Below are 16774 nucleotides of genomic sequence, written 5' to 3'. Positions count from 1 at the left end.
GGAAAGCCCCCTTGATTCAACCTTCTCAGGATCATCCACCATGCACCCCACCCGCCTCACGCCACTGGCCCGCAGCCTGCGCAATCTCGTCCTCGGCGCCAGTCTGAGTTTCAGCGCCCTGCCCGCCGCACTGGCCGCTGAAGCCAAGGCTTATCACATCGCGCCGTCGTCACTGGAAAACGCCCTCAACCAGTTTGGCCGTGAAGCGGGCGTGCTGATTTCGTTTGGTTCGCAAGTCACCAGCGGCGTGCAAAGCCGTGGCCTGGAAGGCAGTTACACCGCAGAACAAGGTTTGAACGCATTGCTCGAAGGCAGCGGTCTGCAAGCACGCACCGAGGGCAATAACGCGTTCAGTCTGCAACCGGTGGCGGATGCCGCGCTAGAGCTGGACACCTCGACTGTCGTCGGCGACTGGCTCGGCGATGCTGCGCAGATCAATGTGTTCGAACATCCCGGTGCGCGCGATGTGATCCGCCGCGAAGAATTCGAGCGTCAGGGCGCGACGCAGGCGCGCGATGTGCTCAACCGCATCCCCGGCGTCAACGCCCCGGAAAACAACGGCACCGGCAGCCATGACATGGCGCTGAACTTCGGCATTCGCGGTTTGAATCCGCGACTGGCTGCCCGCTCGACCGTGTTGATGGATGGCATCCCCGTGCCGTTCGCGCCTTATGGCCAACCACAACTGTCGTTCGCGCCGATCAGCATGGGCAACATGGATGCCGTGGACGTGGTGCGCGGCGGTGGCGCCGTGCGTTATGGTCCGCAGAACGTCGGCGGCGTGGTCAACTTCGTCACCCGGGCGATTCCTGACGAGCCAACGGTCAAGGGCGGCTTCCAGACAGAAACCAGCCCATCGTCGAGCCACGACGGCTTCAAGACCAGCGCCAACCTGCTGGCCGGCGGCACTAACGCCAATGGCCTCGGCGGTGCGTTGCTCTACTCCGGGACGCGCGGCGGCGACTGGCGCGAACACAGCGACACTGAAATCGACGACCTGATCCTCAAGGGCAAATACCAGCTCGACGAAGCCAATAGCTTCAACGCCATGGCCCAGTATTACGAAGGCAAGGCTGACATGCCCGGCGGTCTGAACGTGGCCGACTACGACGCCGATCCCTATCAATCGACGCGCCCGAAGGACCAGTTCTGGGGCCGCCGCACGATGTTCAATTTCGGCTATCGCTATCAGGAAGATCGCCGCGAATTCACCGCCAACACGTTCTTCACCAAGACCTTGCGCAGCGGTTATCTCGATCAGGGCTCCTTCCTCTCGCTGTCACCGCGCGAGTATTGGGTGCGTGGCCTGGAAACCCGATTCGCCCAAGGTTTCGACCTCGGCCCGACCAGCCATGAAGTCGGCGTCGGCTATCGCTACATCAACGAGGCCGGTCACGAACTGCGCTATCGCACACCGATCAGCAGCAACCAATACCCGACCACCGCCAGCCGCAACGACCGCGACACCCGTGGCGGCACCGAGGCCAATGCGTTCTTCGTCGACGACCGCATCGACATCGGCAAATGGACGATCACCCCGGGCGTGCGCTACGAAATGATCGAATCGCAGCAGACCAACAACCTGACCAACGTCAAATACAAGGGCGACTACAACACCGCACTGCCAGCGTTGAACGTGCTCTATCACCTGACCGACAGCTGGAACCTGTACGCCAACACCGAAGGCTCCTTCGGCAGTGTGCAATACAGCCAGATGCCCAACCGGGTGACCAGCGGCGAAGTGAAACCGGAGAAGGCCCGCACCTGGGAACTCGGCACGCGCTATGACAACGGCGCGTTGCGCGCGGAGATCGGCGCGTTCCTGATCAACTTCGACAACCAGTACGAAAGCAACCAGACCAACGACTCGGTGATCGCCCGTGGCGAAACCCGTCATCAAGGGATCGAAACCAGCGTCAATTACGCGCTGGATGACTTGAGCCCGGCGCTGGCCGGTTTCGATGTCTACGCCACTTACGCTTATGTTGACGCGACTATCCGCGAAGACGGACCGAACAAGGGCAACCGCGTGCCGTTCTCGTCGAAACACAAAGGCACGATTGGTGTGGGTTACAGCGAAGGACCGTGGAAGCTTAATCTCGACAGCAGCTTCCAGAGCGACCAGTTCGCCGACAACGCCAACACCTCGAAGGAAAGCGCCGATGGCAGCACCGGCAAGATCCCCGGTTACATGCTGTTCAGCAGCCGCGCCGGGTATGACTTCGGTCCGCAGTTGTCGGACTTGAATGTGGCGGTGGGCGTGAAGAACATTTTCAACACGCAGTACTTCACGCGCTCGTTTGATGACAACAACAAGGGCAAGTATGTGGGTGAGCCGCGTACGGTTTATGTGCAGACTTCTGTGGCGTTCTGAGGATTGAGAAGCCCTCATCGGAACGCCGCCCGCCTAGCCCTCTCCCTGAGGGAGAGGGGACTGATTTGGGGATGCTTCAGAAATTCATCGACCTGAAAGTGCTGTGCAGAATCCATAATCAACTCGGCATTTCAGGTCGATGTATCACGTAACACAACTCGGTCGGCCCCCTCTCCCTCCGGGAGAGGGCTGGGGTGAGGGGAATGGTCTACAGTAAAATTTCAAACCAACTTCACAAGGATCGTGAAGCATGCAAACTCGCCCCAGCTTCGCCCAATTCGCCCGCCAGTTACGCGTCAACCAAACCGACTGTGAACACCTGCTCTGGCAAAAACTCCGCTCCCGCCAGATCGCCAATCTGAAATTTCATCGGCAGTTTCCCTGTCCGCCTTACGTGCTGGATTTTTACTGTGCGGAGTTGAAATTGGCGATTGAGCTGGATGGCGGTCAGCATTACGAAACGTCGGGACTGATTCATGACCAGCGTCGGACGCGCTATCTGAATCAAAAGGGTATTGAAGTCGTGCGCTTCAGTAATCTCGAGGTGATCCAGCAGATGGACGATGTGCTGGAGCAGATCATAAGAATTGCGGCGAATCGAAAAATGCCCTCACCCTAACCCTCTCCCAGAGGGAGAGGGGACTGATCGGGGAATTCTTGAGAAATACACCGACCTGAAAGTGCTGTGCAGTATCCATAATCGACTCGGCATTTCAGGTCGATGTATCACGTAACACACCTCGGTCGACCTCTTCAGACAGCTCGGTCGGCCCTCTCCCAGAGAGGGGGACTGATTTCGGGATGTTTGAGCAATACACCGACCTGAAAGTATTGTGCCGAATCCATAATCAACTCGGTATTTCAGGTCGATGTAACTCATAAGACACCTCGGTCGGCCCCCTCTCCCGGTGGGAGAGGGCTGGGGTGAGGGGCCGCGCTCTTGTGCCTTGCGCAAAAATCCGCCACAAACAAAAACGGGCCTGCATTCGCAGGCCCGTTCTCATTGGCTGGCTTATAAAATCAGCGCATCAACTGTTGATCGCTGCCTGTTCATTCTCAAGAAATTCTTCCTCCAGCAGAGCGTCATTCGCCTTGCTAAATGGCACCACAGCGGCACGTGGTTTACCTCGCAGTTTGCCGAAAAGATGCTCCAGGGCGTGCTCGAGTTTCTCGGCAGCGCCGTCGATTGCCTGTTCCAGCGAATCGGCCTTGTGGGTCACGGAAATCGGTTGATGGCCTTTTGGCCGCGCTTCCAGTTGGCAGCGCAAGTCATGGGGACCTGGTTTGTCACCGTTCTCGTCGCTCAGGTGGACTTCGACACGGGTCAGGTCTTCTTCATAACGTTCGAGCGTGCTCTCAATGGTTGTACGTACCCACTCCTCCAGTCGTTGACTACTTTGAATATGGTTATCGCTGTTGACTTGGATTTGCATAGTTCATCCCTTATTTCAGCTAGCTCGTGAGAGGCCTTGAGTTGAATTTCCTGACCTCCTGGTTACAACAATCGGCCCGACTGCCGAACATTTCAACCCCTGAAAAAAGATAAATATTCATTCGCAAAAAAAGCCGGACAACCGGGCAAAGCACTGGTAAGGTCGGGAGTTGGGTCGCTTGGCAATGTCGCAAAATTTGCTCACAACTGCCCGTCGTTCAACGGGTGCAAACTGCGAAATATCCCCGCCTCCTCGACCAGCCAATCATGCACCGCACGCACACCCGGATGGCTTAAAGCCCCCGGTGCATAGAGCAACACATAGCGTTTGTGATTAGGCACCGACAGGCCAAACGGCACAATCAACGTCCCTCGCTCCAATTCATCGTTAAGCAAGGTGCGGCGGGCAATCGCCACGCCCATGCCGGCAATCGCCGCTTCGATGGTCAGATGATTGCGATTGAAGGTATGCCCACGCCGTACGTCGGCGCCCTCAAAACCAATCGCGTTCAAATAGAATTCCCATTCCGCGTATTCATAACTGCCACGCCAGGCGGTGATGTCGTGCAGTACCGGGAAATGCACCAGATCCGCCGGCCCGTGCAACGGTGGTCGCCCGCGCAACAGGCTCGGTGCGCACACCGGGAAAATCTGCTCGTCGAGCAAGGCTGTGGATAACAATCCCGGGTAGCTGCCGTCGTTCAAATCGATCGCCAGATCAAAATCGCCTTCGTGCAAGGGCACGCTGCTGTCCTCTGCCACCAAGCGCAACTGAATGTCCGGATAGCGTTGCTGCAGGCGTGGCAAGCGCGGCGTCAGCCACTTGCTGAGGAACGACGGAATCGAGCGCACACGCAAAATCCCGCTGATCATCCCGGCGTCCAGTCGACGTAGTTCGGCATCAATGCTGCCATACGCCTCGTTGACCGTGATAGCCAGCCGCTGCCCCTCCGCACTCAGCTCCACACCACGCGCGCGCCGATGAAACAGACGGAAACCAAGTCGTTCTTCAAGTTGACGAATTTGCTGACTGACCGCCCCCGGGGTGATGTGCAGTTCTTCGGCGCAACGGGTGAACGACAGGTGCCGCGCGGCACAGGAAAACACCTGCAGCCAGACATAGGTCTGCGCATGCAATTGACGGCTCATCGTTTAGTCCTGCTAAAGGCTTACTTAGGAAGTTTCGTTAGTCACATTGGACTGAGGTAGGCAGTATCGCCGACATTGCGCTTGTCCTACAAAAAATGGCAGCGATTCCTACTCCATTGCTTGTAAGGGTTTAGCATGGCTATCAGTGTTTTCGATCTATTCAAAGTCGGCATCGGCCCGTCCAGTTCCCACACCGTAGGCCCGATGCGCGCCGCCGCGACCTTCGCTCAGGCGCTGATTGATCAACGTTTGTTGAACGATGTGCGTCGTGTGGAAATCCGTTTATACGGCTCACTGTCGGCCACCGGCGTCGGGCACGCCACCGACCGCGCAACGGTGATGGGCCTGATGGGCGAATGGCCGGACAGCATCGATCCGGCGACCATCGATCCACGTATCCAGCAACTGCGCGAGACAGGCCAACTGTCCCTCGCCGGTCAGAGAGAAATTGCCTTCGACTGGCAACGTGATCTCCTGCTGCTGGACGAGAGCCTGCCCTACCACCCCAACGCCATGTCGCTGACGGCCTTTGGCGAAACGGCCGAGCTGTTCGAGCAGACCTATTACTCGGTTGGCGGCGGTTTCATCATCGAAGCGGAAGAAGCCGAGTCCGGTGTCGCCCCGGCGAGTGAAGTGGTGTTGCCGTACGATTTCTCCAGCGCCGCCGAACTGCTATCGCTGTGCAAACAGCACAACCTGCGCGTGTCCGAACTGATGATGGCCAACGAACGCGCGTGGCGCACTGACGCGGAAATCCGCCAGGGCCTGCTGCACATTTGGTCGGTGATGCGCGAATGCGTCGAACAAGGCCTGCGCCACGAGGGGATTCTGCCCGGTGGTCTGAACGTGCCGCGCCGCGCCGCGAAATTGCATCGCAGCCTGTTGGAGATCGGCAAGCCGAACGTGATCAGTTCCACTCTGTCGGCAATGGAGTGGGTCAACCTGTTCGCCCTCGCCGTCAACGAAGAGAACGCCGCCGGCGGGCGCATGGTCACCGCACCGACCAACGGTGCAGCCGGAATCATCCCGGCCGTTCTGCACTACTACATGAAATTCAATCCGGACGCGTCTGACGATGATGTCGTCGCTTTCTTTCTGGGCGCGGCGGCTGTCGGCATTTTGTGTAAGAAAAATGCTTCGATCTCCGGCGCTGAAGTGGGCTGCCAGGGCGAAGTCGGTTCGGCCTGTGCGATGGCCGCTGCTGGCTTGGCCGACGTGCTCGGTGCCACCCCGGAACAACTGGAGAACGCCGCCGAAATCGGCCTGGAACACAACCTTGGCCTGACCTGCGACCCGGTCGGCGGCCTCGTGCAGGTGCCGTGCATCGAGCGCAATGCCATCGCCGCCGTGAAAGCGATCAACGCCACGCAAATGGCCCTGCGCGGCGACGGCAAACACTTCATTTCCCTCGACCGGGTGATCCGCACCATGCGCGATACCGGCGCCGACATGCACGACAAATACAAAGAGACTTCACGGGGCGGCCTGGCTGTGAACTGGGTGGAATGCTGAGGCCCATTCCCTGACCGCCCCGGCAGGCCGCACGAAGCCGCCTGCCAACCGTGAGCCCGAGCAAAAATAATAACGAGGCGATACCGATGACCGATGTACGTACACCTGCTGCCGAAAATCCCGCTGTAGACCGCACACGCAATGCAGAAACGGCCCACAAGGGCTGGAACAAATTCGACACCACCTGGATGCTCGGTCTGTACGGCACTGCGATCGGTGCTGGCACCTTGTTCCTGCCGATCAATGCCGGTGTCGGCGGTTTCTGGCCTTTGCTGATTCTCGCCGTACTGGCTTTCCCGATGACGTTTTTTGCCCACCGTGGGCTGACCCGTTTCGTGTTGTCCGGGCGCTCAGGGGACATCACCGAAGTGGTCGAAGAACACTTCGGCATCGGTGCCGGCAAGCTGATCACGCTCCTGTATTTCTTCGCGATCTTCCCGATTCTGCTGGTGTACAGCGTGGCGCTGACCAACACCCTGAGCAGTTTCCTCGAGCATCAATTGCACATCGCCCCGCCACCACGGGCGATCCTCTCGCTGGTGTTGATCCTCGGTTTGATGGCGATTGTGCGCTGCGGTCAAAGCGTCATCGTCAAAGCCATGAGCGTGCTGGTTTATCCATTTGTTGCCGCATTGCTGCTACTGGCGCTCAGCCTGATTCCAAACTGGAACGGTGCGTTTTTTGCCAGTGCCCAAGAAGCCATGCCAATGTCCGCTTTCTTCAAGACAATGTGGCTGGCGATTCCGGTGATGGTGTTTTCGTTCAACCATTCGCCGATCATTTCCGCGTTCGCGGTTGAGCAGAAACAACGTTACGGCGAGCAGGCAGAACGCAAAAGCAGCGGCATCCTCGCTATGGCTCACGGCATGATGGTCGTCACGGTGATGTTCTTCTGCTTCAGCTGTGTGCTGGCGCTGTCGCCGGCGGATCTGGCAGCGGCCAAGGCGCAGAACATTTCGATCCTGTCGTACCTGGCCAACCACTTTCAGACCCCGGTCATTGCTTACGCCGCGCCGCTGATTGCGCTGGTGGCGATCACCAAATCCTTCCTCGGCCACTACATCGGCGCCAGTGAAGGCTTCCAGGGCATGATCGTGAAAAGCCTGCGCAGCCGTGGCCGGGTGATGTCAGCGAGCTGGCTGAACCGTGCGACCGCCGTGTTCATGATCCTCAGTTGCTGGGCCGTGGCAACGTTCAACCCGAGCATCCTTGGCATGATCGAAACCCTCGGCGGGCCGGTGATTGCCTGCCTGTTGTTCCTGATGCCGATGTACGCCATCCGCCGCGTGCCGGCCTTGCGCCAGTATTCGGGGCAGGTGTCCAACGTGTTTGTGGTGCTGATCGGCCTGATTGCACTGTCAGCGATCATCTACTCGGTTCTGCCCTGAAAACGGGCCATTAAAAAAGGCGAGCCGCGTGGCTCGCCTTTTTAATCCCCGTGTTCATTGTTCGACAATTTTCCCGGCACAGCCCTTGCTACTCCCCTGTGGGAACTGTCGCAGGCTGCGATCTTTTGATCTTCATAATCGAAATCAAAACACCGAAGATCAAAAGATCGCAGCCTCGTTTCACTCGACAGCTCTACATGAAGCAACAAATACAGGCCACGGAATGGCCGATGATCCGGTTGGGCGAACCAACCCGATCACGGCCGGTCAACAACTGCACGTTCAATCAGGCGGTGACGCATCATGGACAATCCTTTTCAGATCATTACCGATGCCTTCGCGCCGGACTATCAGATCAACCTGAGCATTCAAGGCCTGGACGGCAGCATCATGCTGACCCTGTCCAACAGCGGCCGGATCGTGGCCAAGCGCATGATCAGCGCCGAGCAGCGCAACGACCCCGCGCGCCTCAAGCGCCTGGTGCAAAGCATCCAGTTCGGCATTGCCATCGAGCAAGGCCACAGCGCCATGGCAATCCTCGAAGCGATGACCAGCGGCGACGGGCTGACCCCGCCACCGCCACGCGTCATCGGCCAGCCCGGGCAAGCAGCCGGGCTTTAAAGCTCGCCCTTCTCGACTTCCGGATGCTCGCTGGAACCGGCACCAAGTTTGCGCTGCGGTTTCTCGATCTTCACCGAAGGAAATTGTGACGAGGCGTAACGCACCACCAGAATCGAGAACGCCAGCAACAGAATGCCGCCGCACAGGTAGATGATGCCCATGTCCGGCGGATTGTGGTGCGAGACGTTGGAGATCAGCAAACGGGTCAGCGCGGTGATCGCCACGTAGATCAGGAAGCGCACCGGCATGTGGTTGGTCTTGAAGTAGATCCCGACCATTGCCCCCAATTCGAGATAGATGAACAGCAGCAGAATGTCATCGATCTTGATATGGCCTTCCTCGAGCATCCCGAGAAATTCCATCACCGCCGCCCATGCCGTCACCGCACCGATGGCGAACAACGCCAGATAGTGGAAGGTTTCGACGAACAGGTTGCCCAGGGACTCGGCCAGTTGATGCACGTTTTGCCGCAGTTTCTCGGCCCAGTTGATTTTCACGATGATGTTCCTTAGCTCGAATGCGAGCGGATGATGCGTGTTGGACGTGACGGTTTTCTGCACGTAACGGTTTTCATGCAGAAAAGAGGCCACGCCATCATGGCGAGCCGCCGCCAAACCCGCGCCGTGGCGTTTGGTCGCACCGATGTGCTTTTGTGGGAGCGAGCCTGCTCGCGAATGCAGCGACACGGTCGGCCTGACAAACCCGAAATCCGGTCTACATTGAAAAGCCACTACCCATGGCGCAGGGATTCGCTTATCCTTTTCGCTGTATATGGATACAGTAGTCGTCAAGACAACTTAATGTGAAGGCATGTGAGGTGGTGAATGGCCGTCGAAGTGGTATACCGCAGCAGCCGAGATCTGGAGCGCTTGTTCATGGATAAAGCCGAAGCTGACCGTCATGACAAAATGCTCGAACTGGCCGAATATCTGGCCGATGTCCTGCAAAAAGCCGTTCCGTCCCTGACTGAACAGCAAGTGGAAGAAGCCGGGATCTACATGGCGAAGAATCGCGATGTGTTCGCCCGGGCGTTCAAGAGCCAGCCGGATGCACTGTCCGAACTGCTCAATGCACCGGCCGAACCGGTCGATAATGCCGAAGCTGCAGAACCTGCGGAAACGCCGGCGAAGCCAGCCAAAGCGGCAAAAGCGGCTAAGTAAGCAATGACCGAATTGAATAGGCCCTGAGTCGAATGGCTCAGGGCCTTTTTCATGCCTGTGAAACTCAGCGATACAAAACTTTCTCCGCCAACTCATCCGCCACCCGCGCCGGCGAACGCTTTTCCGCCTGCGCATGGGCGAAGACTTCAGTCAGCCGCGAGCTGATTTTCGAAAGATGCGCGGTAATCGTCGACAACTCTTCACCACGATGTTTCAGCGAGACGTAGATCAAGCCACCGGCATTGATCACGTAGTCTGGCGCATACAGAATCCCGCGCCGTTCCAGTTGATCGGCCACATCCAGATGTGTCAGCTGGTTATTGGCAGAGCCTGCCACTGCCGAACAGCGTAATTGCGTGACGGTATGGCTGTTCAAAACCCCGCCCAGACCGCACGGCGCGAGGATGTCACACGGCGTACTGAGCAACGCGTCGTTGGCGATCGGGTGAGCGTTGAGTTGTTCCATCGCCAGTTGCACCTTGCCGTGATCGATATCGCTGACCAGCAACTCAGCCCCGGCGGCATGGAGTTGTTCGGCCAAAGCAAAGCCGACATTGCCCAGGCCCTGAATCGCGATGCGCAAGCCTTCGAGGTTGTCGCTGCCCAGCCGCGCCATGGCCGTTGAGCGAATGCCGGCAAATACACCCATCGCGGCATGCGGAGCGGGGTCGCCGGCCGAGGTGGTGCTGGTGACGTGCTGAGTCTGTTGGGCGATGCAATCCATATCCGCCACCGAGGTGCCGCTGTCGATGGCGGTGATGTAGCGACCGTCGAGCTGTTCGATGCAACGACCAAAAGCTTCGAACAGCGAGCCACGGTTTTCCACATGAGCCGGGCGCACGATCACTGCCACGCCTCCGCCCTGCGGCAGCCCCGCCAGCGCAGCCTTGTAGCTCATGCCCTGAGCGAGGCGAATGGCATCTTCGACGGCGGATTCGTCATTGGGATAGGCGAGATAACGACATCCGCCCAAGGCTGGCCCGAGGCGACTGTTATGGATGGCAATGACCGCCTTCAACCCGGTGACCGGATCAACGCTAAGGTGCAGCGATTCCAGGCGAGTGCTTTGCATGAGCGCAAACATCGTTGGGCTCCCGAATCACTTCTTGTAGAACGCCAGTATAGGCCTGCGCCTGAAAATTGCTGGAGCGCGCCGGAATAAGCGCCCGCGCCGACAACGGTTTTGCGGCATAACCCGACACCTGCGCAGCAGGGGACTGGACGAATCTTGCGGGCGGGGCTAAAACGAGGCATTCCCCGGAGATTTCGATGAGTGCGCGTCAACGTTTTTTCGAATGCCTGTACCGTTCACCGCCCGCGCTGTTCGAAGCCGCGCTGTGGATGGCGGCCGAGCATGAAAAAGCGGTCGATCCCGACGCGCTGTTACAAGAATTCAAAGACCTGCAACAACGAGTCAGTTACGGCTTGCCGATGTTGCCGGTCAGTGAACTGGCGCAGCCCCTGTTGCGCCGCATGACTGATCTGGGCTTTGCCCAGGACCACTTCCTGCCGCTGCGCCCGCAAGCGGCGCTGTTGCACAAAGTGTTGCAGACCCGTCGCGGCCAGCCGTTGGCACTGGCGCTGATTGCCCTGGAGCTGGCGCGTGGCCTGGAGATTCCGCTGGTCGGGGTCAACTTCCCCGGACACTTCCTGTTGCGGGTGCCCGGCGCTGATCACTTGCTGGATCCGTGCGGCGGCCGGCGTTTGTACCCAAACGATTGTCGCGAACTGTTGCAGCGCCAGTACGGGCCGAACATGAAGCTGACCGCCGAGCATCTGCTGACCGCCAGCCCCAAGCAGATGCTCCAGCGCCTGTCGCGCAACCTGCGCCAGCTGCACCTGACTCATGATGATTTTATCGCCGCGCTGATCGACGCCGAACGGGTGCTCGAACTGGGTGACGCTGGCGCCGTCGATTACCTGGCACGGGCCAGTCTTTATCAGCGGCTCGACTGCCCGAATGCCGAGCGCTTTGATCTGGAGCATGCGCTGATGCTCAGCGACGACCCGATTCAGCGACTGCGCCTGACTGAACGCCTCAGCCACCTGCCGCCCAACTCCGTCGTCCACTGAATACGCTCGCGATGGCTGTGTGTCAGGCAACGAATGTAGTGACAGAAACACGGCCTTCGCGAGCAAGCTCGCTCCCACAGGTTTGGTGTGGACCTAAATTATCGGCTCGGCACACATCACTGTGGGAGCGAGCTTGCTCGCGAAGCAGGCGGCTCGGCCTTTCAGTTAAACCGCGTTATCGTTCTTCGCTAGCAGCCTAGCTCCCACAGGAGATTGCACTGTGTCGGTGGGCGAACTCACCTGAATAATCAGCAACGCGGCGATGACCGCCGGAATCGCACAGAAGAAGAAAATCTGCGCCACTGGAATATGCATCGCCAACAACAGGCTGCCGAACAGCGGCCCGAGAATCGAACCGAAACGCCCCACGCCCAATGCCCAACCGGTGCCGGTCGCACGCACATGCGCCGGATAGAAATTGCTGGCAAACGCATTCAGCGTCAGTTGCCCGCCGATGATGCAGAACCCGGCGGCGAACACGCAGGCGACCAGATATCGCGGATTGTCGTGATTAAGCCCCAGCAGGATCGTGCACAGCGCCGCCCCTGCCAACACCGCTGACAACAACCGCACCTTGCGCTTCAAGCGGTCAGCGAACCAGGCCATGCAGATCGCGCCCATGGTGCCGGCGAACAGGAACATCGACGTCACCAGATTGGCTTCGTTGAGTTTCAGGCCGCTTTCCAGGAGCAGCGTCGGCAGCCAGCTGATCATGAAATACAACAGAATCAGGCTGACGAAAAACGTTGCCCAGATCAGCAACGTCGGTCGCGCGTAGCCATTGCGGAACAACTCGACCACCGTCAGTTTGCTGCCCTGCTCCCGCTCGTTCTGTTCGAGGCTGGCAACGGGCGGTTGCCAATCCGGCAACATCCGCGCGGTGACTTTGCGCAGTCGCGCATACGGTGGCGCATCACGCAGCAAACGCGGCAACGACTCCGGCAGCATCCACCAGAGAAACGGAAACAGCAGCAACGGCGTGACGCCACCGGCGAGGAACACCGCTTGCCAACCGAATTGGTCGATGAAGCCTGCCGCGACGAAACCACCGGCTGCGCCACCGAACGAGAAGCCACAGGCCGCCAGCGTCACCATCAAGGTGCGCAGGCGCGGTGGCGAATATTCCGACATCAACGCCATAGCACTGGGCATCGCCCCGCCCATGCCGATGCCGCAGATAAAGCGCGCGATCATCAGCGTATTGAGCGAGTCTGCGAAGACCATCAGCACGGTCAGCGTGGCGTAGATCAGTACGCAAGCGAGCAGAATCCGTCGTACGCCAAAGCGGTCAGCCAGCGGCGTAACCGCCAGTGAACCAAGGGTGAGACCGAGCAGGTTGGCACTGAAAACAGGCCCGAATGCAGACTTTTCCAGACCCCAATCCTGCGCCAGCGCGGGCACCACATAACCGAGCACCTGGGCGTCATAGCCATCGGTGACCAGCAGCAAGGCGAGCAGGATCAAGAGCAACCACTGATAACGGGACACAGGACGGGCGTCGAGTGCCGCCCGGAAGCTGGCAATCTGGTTGTGCATCGCAAGGTACCTGTTTTGTTTTTATGATTTTGGGGTAGTTCAACGCCGAACCCTGTGGGAGCGAGCCTGCTCGCGAATGCGCTGTGTCAGCAAAATGAATGGTGACTGACACTCAGCCTTCGCGAGCAGGCTCGCTCCCACAGGGGAATTACGGGGTATCGGGTTGGTTGGCGGGATGCGCCTTGATGAACGCCGGATGTTCAGCCGCCAGTGCGGCAACGCGGCGGACTTTCGGGTAGGCATCCAACGAGACATTGAACCGCTCCGCTGCATACAACTGCGGAATCAGGTACACATCGGCCACGCACGGCCACTCGCCGAAACAGAAGCCCTCGTCGCCAATCAATTGCTCCACCGTCGCCAGCCCTAGGCTGATCCAGTGACTGATCCACTCGATCACCTGCGGCTCGTCGTGCCCCGACTGGCGCAGGCGATTGAGCACGCTGACGTTGTGCAGCGGATGCACATCGCAACCGATCACCGCCGCCACACCGCGCACCTGCGCGCGGGCGAACAAATCTTCCGGCAGCAACGGCACCTGTGGATAACGTTCTTCCAGGTACTCGATGATGGCCGGCGATTGAATCAGTAAACCGCCTTCGTCAGTGCGCAGGGCCGGCACCCGCCCCTGTGGATTGATCGCCAGATACGCCGCTTGCCGATGCTCGCCACCGGGTGGCGCGATCAGATTGACCGGCAGCGCCTGATAGTCGAGGCCCTTCAGCGCCAGCGCGATTCGCACGCGGTACGACGAGGTCGAACGGTAATAGGTATAGAGATCCATAACCCGCTCCTGTCAGCGCGCCGCCAGCACTTTGCCGCGGCATTCGCCGAAGCCGATCGAGGCAAAACCGTCGCGAGCGCAACGTGCGCGCAGGATGATTTCGTCGCCATCTTCAAGGAACTTACGCACTTCTCCGGAAGCCAGCTCGATTGGCTTTTTACCGCCCTCGGTGATTTCCAGCAGGCTGCCGAACTGACCGTTTTCAGGGCCGGACAAGGTGCCCGAACCGAACAGATCGCCGGCCTGCAATTGGCAACCGTTGACGCTGTGGTGCGCGACCATTTGCGCGACGGTCCAGTACATGTAGCGGGTGTTGCTCAGGGTCAGGCGATGGGCCGGCAGGTTCTGCTCGCGCATGGCTTCGGTGAGCAGCAAAACTTCCAGTTCGATGTCGAAGGCACCGCCGTCCTGATCGCGTTTATCGAACAGGTACGGCAGCGGCTGCGGATCACCTTCAGGACGCTTCGGCTGCGCGGTGCGGAACGGTTCCAGCGCTTCGGCGGTGACCACCCACGGCGAGACGCTGGTGATGAAACTCTTCGACAGGAACGGCCCCAGTGGCTGGTATTCCCAGGCCTGGATATCGCGCGCCGACCAGTCGTTGAGCAAGCAGAAACCGGCAATATGATCAGCCGCGTCACCGATGGCGATCGAGTCACCCATCTCGTTGCCTTGACCGATCCAGATGCCCAGTTCCAGCTCATAGTCCAGGCGCGCGCACGGGCCAAACACAGGCTCGGTCTGACCGGCCGGTAGCGTCTGGCCTTTAGGGCGACGCACGTCGGTACCGGAAGCACGCACGGTGGAGGCGCGACCGTGATAACCGATCGGCACATGCTTGTAGTTCGGCAGCAGCGGGTTATCCGGGCGGAACAGTTTGCCGACGTTCTGCGCGTGCTCGATGCCGACGTAGAAATCGGTGTAATCGCTGATGCGTGCCGGCAGATGCAGCTGGCAATCGGCGGCCAGGGGTAGCAGTTTCGCGCCTTGGGCTTCGATGTTGCCGCGGTGCGTGCTGCCTTCGCTGAACAGTTCCAGCAGACGGGTGCGCAGTGCCACACGCCCCTCACGACCGAGTTCGAAGAATGCGTTCAACTGGCCGCCGTGCATGGCTTCGACAGCGCTGCGCGCGACACCGTCGAACAGCCCGGCTTCCAGTGCTACTTGCAGATCGAAGATATGGTCGCCAATCGCCACGCCAGCGCGCGGCATCGCACCGTTACTGCTGAACACACCCAGCGGCAGGTTCTGCAGCGGGAAATCAGCGTGGCCGTTGGCCGAGGCAACCCAGCTGCGGGTGATGGAATTCTGCGTCATGGGTTATCTCCGGGTCGGGTCGAACGTGGCGGGCAAAGTGGCCCAGCAGGCGTCATAAGTGGATTGCAGTTGCGGACAGTCGAGGGCGAAGCGGCTCGGGCGCAGCACCTGACTGGTCTCGAACATGAAGGCCATGGTGTTGTCGATCTTCGCCGGTTTGAGTTCGGCGTTGATTGCTTTGGTGCAAGTCTCGCCATCAGGGCCGTGGGCGCTCATACAGCTGTGCAACGACGCACCGCCGGGCACGAAGCCTTCGGCCTTGGCGTCGTATTCGCCCTGGATCAGGCCCATGAATTCGTTCATCAGGTTGCGGTGAAACCACGGCGGACGGAAGGTGTTCTCGGCGACCATCCAGCGCGGCGGGAATATCACGAAGTCGAGGTTGGCCAGACCGTGCACGCTGGTCGGCGAAGTCAGCACGGTGAAGATTGACGGGTCCGGGTGATCGAAACTGACGGTGCCGATGGTGTTGAAACGGCGCAGGTCGTATTTGTACGGCACGTTATTGCCGTGCCAGGCGACCACGTTCAGCGGCGAGTGATTGAGTTCGGTGGCCCACAACTGGCCAAGGAACTTCTGTACCAGCGTGGTCGGTTGCTGGAGGTTCTCGTAAGCGGCAACCGGGGTCAGGAAGTCACGCGGGTTGGCCAGACCGTTGCTGCCGATCGGTCCCAGATCCGGCAGACGCAGCGGCGCGCCGTGGTTCTCGGCGACATAGCCGCGCGCTTGTGGGTCGAGCAATTCAACACGGAATTTCAGGCCGCGCGGCAGCACGGCGATTTCCAGCGGCGCGACTTCCAGCACACCCAATTCGGTGGCGATGCGCAGACGACCGAGTTGCGGCACCAGCAGCAGTTCGCCGTCGGCGTTGAAGAACACCCGCTCCATCGAGCGGTTGGCAACATAGTTGTAGATGCTGATGCCGGCCGGTTTCTCTGCACCCGCATTAGCGGCCATGCTCACCAGACCGTCGATGAAATCGGTCGGCTCGGCCGGGATCTCCAGCGGGTTCCAGCGCAGGCGATTGGGTGTCACTTCACCCAACGGCCCACCGGCCAGTTGCCGCTCCAGTTTGACGAAGGCCGGGTGATTGGCCGACGGCTGAATCCGGTACATCCAGGTGCGCCGCGCTTCACTGCGGGTCATGGTGAATGCTGTGCCGGAAAACAATTCGGTGTAGAGGCCGTAGGGGGCTTTTTGCGGGGAGTTCTGGCCAACGGGCAGCGCACCGGGCAACGCTTCAGAGCTGAATTCGTTGCCGAAACCGGACTGATACGCCAGCGCCTGGGCGGTTGAATCGAGGTTCATGGAGCCTCCTGAACAGGGAGTCGGCAGTGGCCCATCGCTCTGGCTCAGAGGTTTCGGCACGCCGGGGTTGTTATTATCGTAATTCGATTACGCATAACGTAATTTGCTCGCTATCCAGCG

The 16774-nt window shown here is 59.5% G+C and carries 14 protein-coding genes and 1 pseudogene; 7 read left to right on the top strand and 8 right to left on the bottom strand.

Annotated elements, in window-relative coordinates:
- Positions 1–40 precede the first annotated feature (40 nt).
- Positions 41–2374 (top strand): TonB-dependent Fe(3+) dicitrate receptor FecA, encoded by a 2334-nt coding sequence (gene fecA, locus AB4N74_RS28900; RefSeq protein ID WP_460097923.1) that lies wholly within the window; start codon positions 41–43, stop codon positions 2372–2374.
- Between the two features lie 250 nt (positions 2375–2624).
- Positions 2625–2993: an endonuclease domain-containing protein gene (locus AB4N74_RS28895; protein WP_460097922.1), complete on the top strand. Its 369-nt coding sequence runs from the start codon at positions 2625–2627 to the stop codon at positions 2991–2993.
- Positions 2994–3402: 409 nt separating this feature from the next.
- On the opposite strand, the gene AB4N74_RS28890 is transcribed toward AB4N74_RS28895, so the two are convergent.
- Positions 3403–3807, bottom strand: a complete 405-nt coding sequence (locus AB4N74_RS28890; protein WP_034154535.1) for an HPF/RaiA family ribosome-associated protein — start codon at positions 3805–3807, stop codon at positions 3403–3405.
- Positions 3808–4007: 200 nt separating this feature from the next.
- A complete protein-coding gene (locus tag AB4N74_RS28885) occupies positions 4008–4955 on the bottom strand; it encodes a LysR substrate-binding domain-containing protein (protein ID WP_093436172.1) in 948 nt (315 codons plus the stop codon).
- 135 nt (positions 4956–5090) lie between these two features.
- Between AB4N74_RS28885 and AB4N74_RS28880 the strand changes: the two genes are divergently transcribed.
- The 3 genes from AB4N74_RS28880 (at position 5091) to AB4N74_RS28870 (ending at position 8476) form a co-directional block, all read left to right on the top strand.
- The gene (locus tag AB4N74_RS28880) at positions 5091–6467 is read left to right on the top strand and encodes an L-serine ammonia-lyase (RefSeq protein WP_460089907.1); all 1377 of its coding nucleotides are present in this window, start codon (positions 5091–5093) and stop codon (positions 6465–6467) included.
- A gap of 86 nt (positions 6468–6553) precedes the next feature.
- A complete protein-coding gene (locus AB4N74_RS28875; RefSeq protein WP_257357029.1) occupies positions 6554–7855 on the top strand; it encodes a serine/threonine transporter in 1302 nt (433 codons plus the stop codon).
- A 303-nt stretch (positions 7856–8158) separates the two neighbouring features.
- Positions 8159–8476 carry a DUF3509 domain-containing protein gene (locus tag AB4N74_RS28870; protein WP_093436161.1) on the top strand — a complete coding sequence of 106 codons (318 nt, stop codon included), beginning with the start codon at positions 8159–8161 and terminating at the stop codon, positions 8474–8476.
- On the opposite strand, the gene AB4N74_RS28865 is transcribed toward AB4N74_RS28870, so the two are convergent.
- Positions 8473–8973 (bottom strand): phosphate-starvation-inducible protein PsiE, encoded by a 501-nt coding sequence (locus AB4N74_RS28865; protein ID WP_026000737.1) that lies wholly within the window; start codon positions 8971–8973, stop codon positions 8473–8475. The genes AB4N74_RS28870 and AB4N74_RS28865 overlap by 4 nt on opposite strands.
- A 327-nt stretch (positions 8974–9300) precedes the next feature.
- Between AB4N74_RS28865 and AB4N74_RS28860 the strand changes: the two are divergent.
- Positions 9301–9555, top strand: a pseudogene (locus tag AB4N74_RS28860) (YebG family protein); the annotation flags it as partial.
- Between the two features lie 145 nt (positions 9556–9700).
- On the opposite strand, the gene AB4N74_RS28855 reads toward AB4N74_RS28860, so the two are convergent.
- Positions 9701–10720, bottom strand: a complete 1020-nt coding sequence (locus AB4N74_RS28855) for a Leu/Phe/Val dehydrogenase (protein WP_093436130.1) — start codon at positions 10718–10720, stop codon at positions 9701–9703.
- A gap of 185 nt (positions 10721–10905) precedes the next feature.
- On the opposite strand from AB4N74_RS28855, the gene AB4N74_RS28850 reads away from it, so the two are divergent.
- Entirely contained in the window at positions 10906–11709 is an 804-nt protein-coding gene (locus AB4N74_RS28850; RefSeq protein ID WP_460089905.1) for a SirB1 family protein, read from the top strand.
- A gap of 165 nt (positions 11710–11874) precedes the next feature.
- Here AB4N74_RS28850 and AB4N74_RS28845 read toward each other — a convergent pair whose 3' ends face one another.
- The 4 genes from AB4N74_RS28845 to hmgA all read right to left on the bottom strand — a co-directional run bounded on the left by AB4N74_RS28845 (position 11875) and on the right by hmgA (position 16654).
- A complete protein-coding gene (locus AB4N74_RS28845) occupies positions 11875–13245 on the bottom strand; it encodes an MFS transporter (protein WP_460097921.1) in 1371 nt (456 codons plus the stop codon).
- A 148-nt stretch (positions 13246–13393) separates the two neighbouring features.
- A complete protein-coding gene (gene maiA / locus AB4N74_RS28840) occupies positions 13394–14029 on the bottom strand; it encodes a maleylacetoacetate isomerase (protein WP_460097920.1) in 636 nt (211 codons plus the stop codon).
- A gap of 12 nt (positions 14030–14041) precedes the next feature.
- Positions 14042–15346, bottom strand: coding sequence for a fumarylacetoacetase (gene fahA, locus AB4N74_RS28835; protein WP_186625426.1), 1305 nt, complete (start codon positions 15344–15346; stop codon positions 14042–14044).
- A 3-nt stretch (positions 15347–15349) separates the two neighbouring features.
- Positions 15350–16654 carry a homogentisate 1,2-dioxygenase gene (gene hmgA / locus AB4N74_RS28830; protein WP_095049786.1) on the bottom strand — a complete coding sequence of 435 codons (1305 nt, stop codon included), beginning with the start codon at positions 16652–16654 and terminating at the stop codon, positions 15350–15352.
- Positions 16655–16774 lie beyond the last annotated feature (120 nt).

The sequence above is a fragment of the Pseudomonas sp. H3_C08 genome (genome assembly GCF_054669455.1).
Note: the sequence above shows the minus strand (reverse complement) of the source record. Positions and strands in the feature narration are given on the sequence as shown.

Bases quoted from the DNA above. Each gene is read 5' to 3' on its own strand.
- AB4N74_RS28890 (WP_034154535.1), bottom strand. From the start codon at position 3,807: ATGCAAATCCAAGTCAACAGCGATAACCATATTCAAAGTAGTCAACGA.
- AB4N74_RS28880 (WP_460089907.1), top strand. From the start codon at position 5,091: ATGGCTATCAGTGTTTTCGATCTATTCAAAGTCGGCATCGGCCCGTCC.
- AB4N74_RS28845 (WP_460097921.1), bottom strand. From the start codon at position 13,245: ATGCACAACCAGATTGCCAGCTTCCGGGCGGCACTCGACGCCCGTCCT.
- AB4N74_RS28855 (WP_093436130.1), bottom strand. From the start codon at position 10,720: ATGTTTGCGCTCATGCAAAGCACTCGCCTGGAATCGCTGCACCTTAGC.
- AB4N74_RS28885 (WP_093436172.1), bottom strand. From the start codon at position 4,955: ATGAGCCGTCAATTGCATGCGCAGACCTATGTCTGGCTGCAGGTGTTT.
- AB4N74_RS28870 (WP_093436161.1), top strand. From the start codon at position 8,159: ATGGACAATCCTTTTCAGATCATTACCGATGCCTTCGCGCCGGACTAT.
- hmgA (WP_095049786.1), bottom strand. From the start codon at position 16,654: ATGAACCTCGATTCAACCGCCCAGGCGCTGGCGTATCAGTCCGGTTTC.
- fahA (WP_186625426.1), bottom strand. From the start codon at position 15,346: ATGACGCAGAATTCCATCACCCGCAGCTGGGTTGCCTCGGCCAACGGC.
- AB4N74_RS28850 (WP_460089905.1), top strand. From the start codon at position 10,906: ATGAGTGCGCGTCAACGTTTTTTCGAATGCCTGTACCGTTCACCGCCC.
- AB4N74_RS28895 (WP_460097922.1), top strand. From the start codon at position 2,625: ATGCAAACTCGCCCCAGCTTCGCCCAATTCGCCCGCCAGTTACGCGTC.
- AB4N74_RS28875 (WP_257357029.1), top strand. From the start codon at position 6,554: ATGACCGATGTACGTACACCTGCTGCCGAAAATCCCGCTGTAGACCGC.
- maiA (WP_460097920.1), bottom strand. From the start codon at position 14,029: ATGGATCTCTATACCTATTACCGTTCGACCTCGTCGTACCGCGTGCGA.
- fecA (WP_460097923.1), top strand. From the start codon at position 41: ATGCACCCCACCCGCCTCACGCCACTGGCCCGCAGCCTGCGCAATCTC.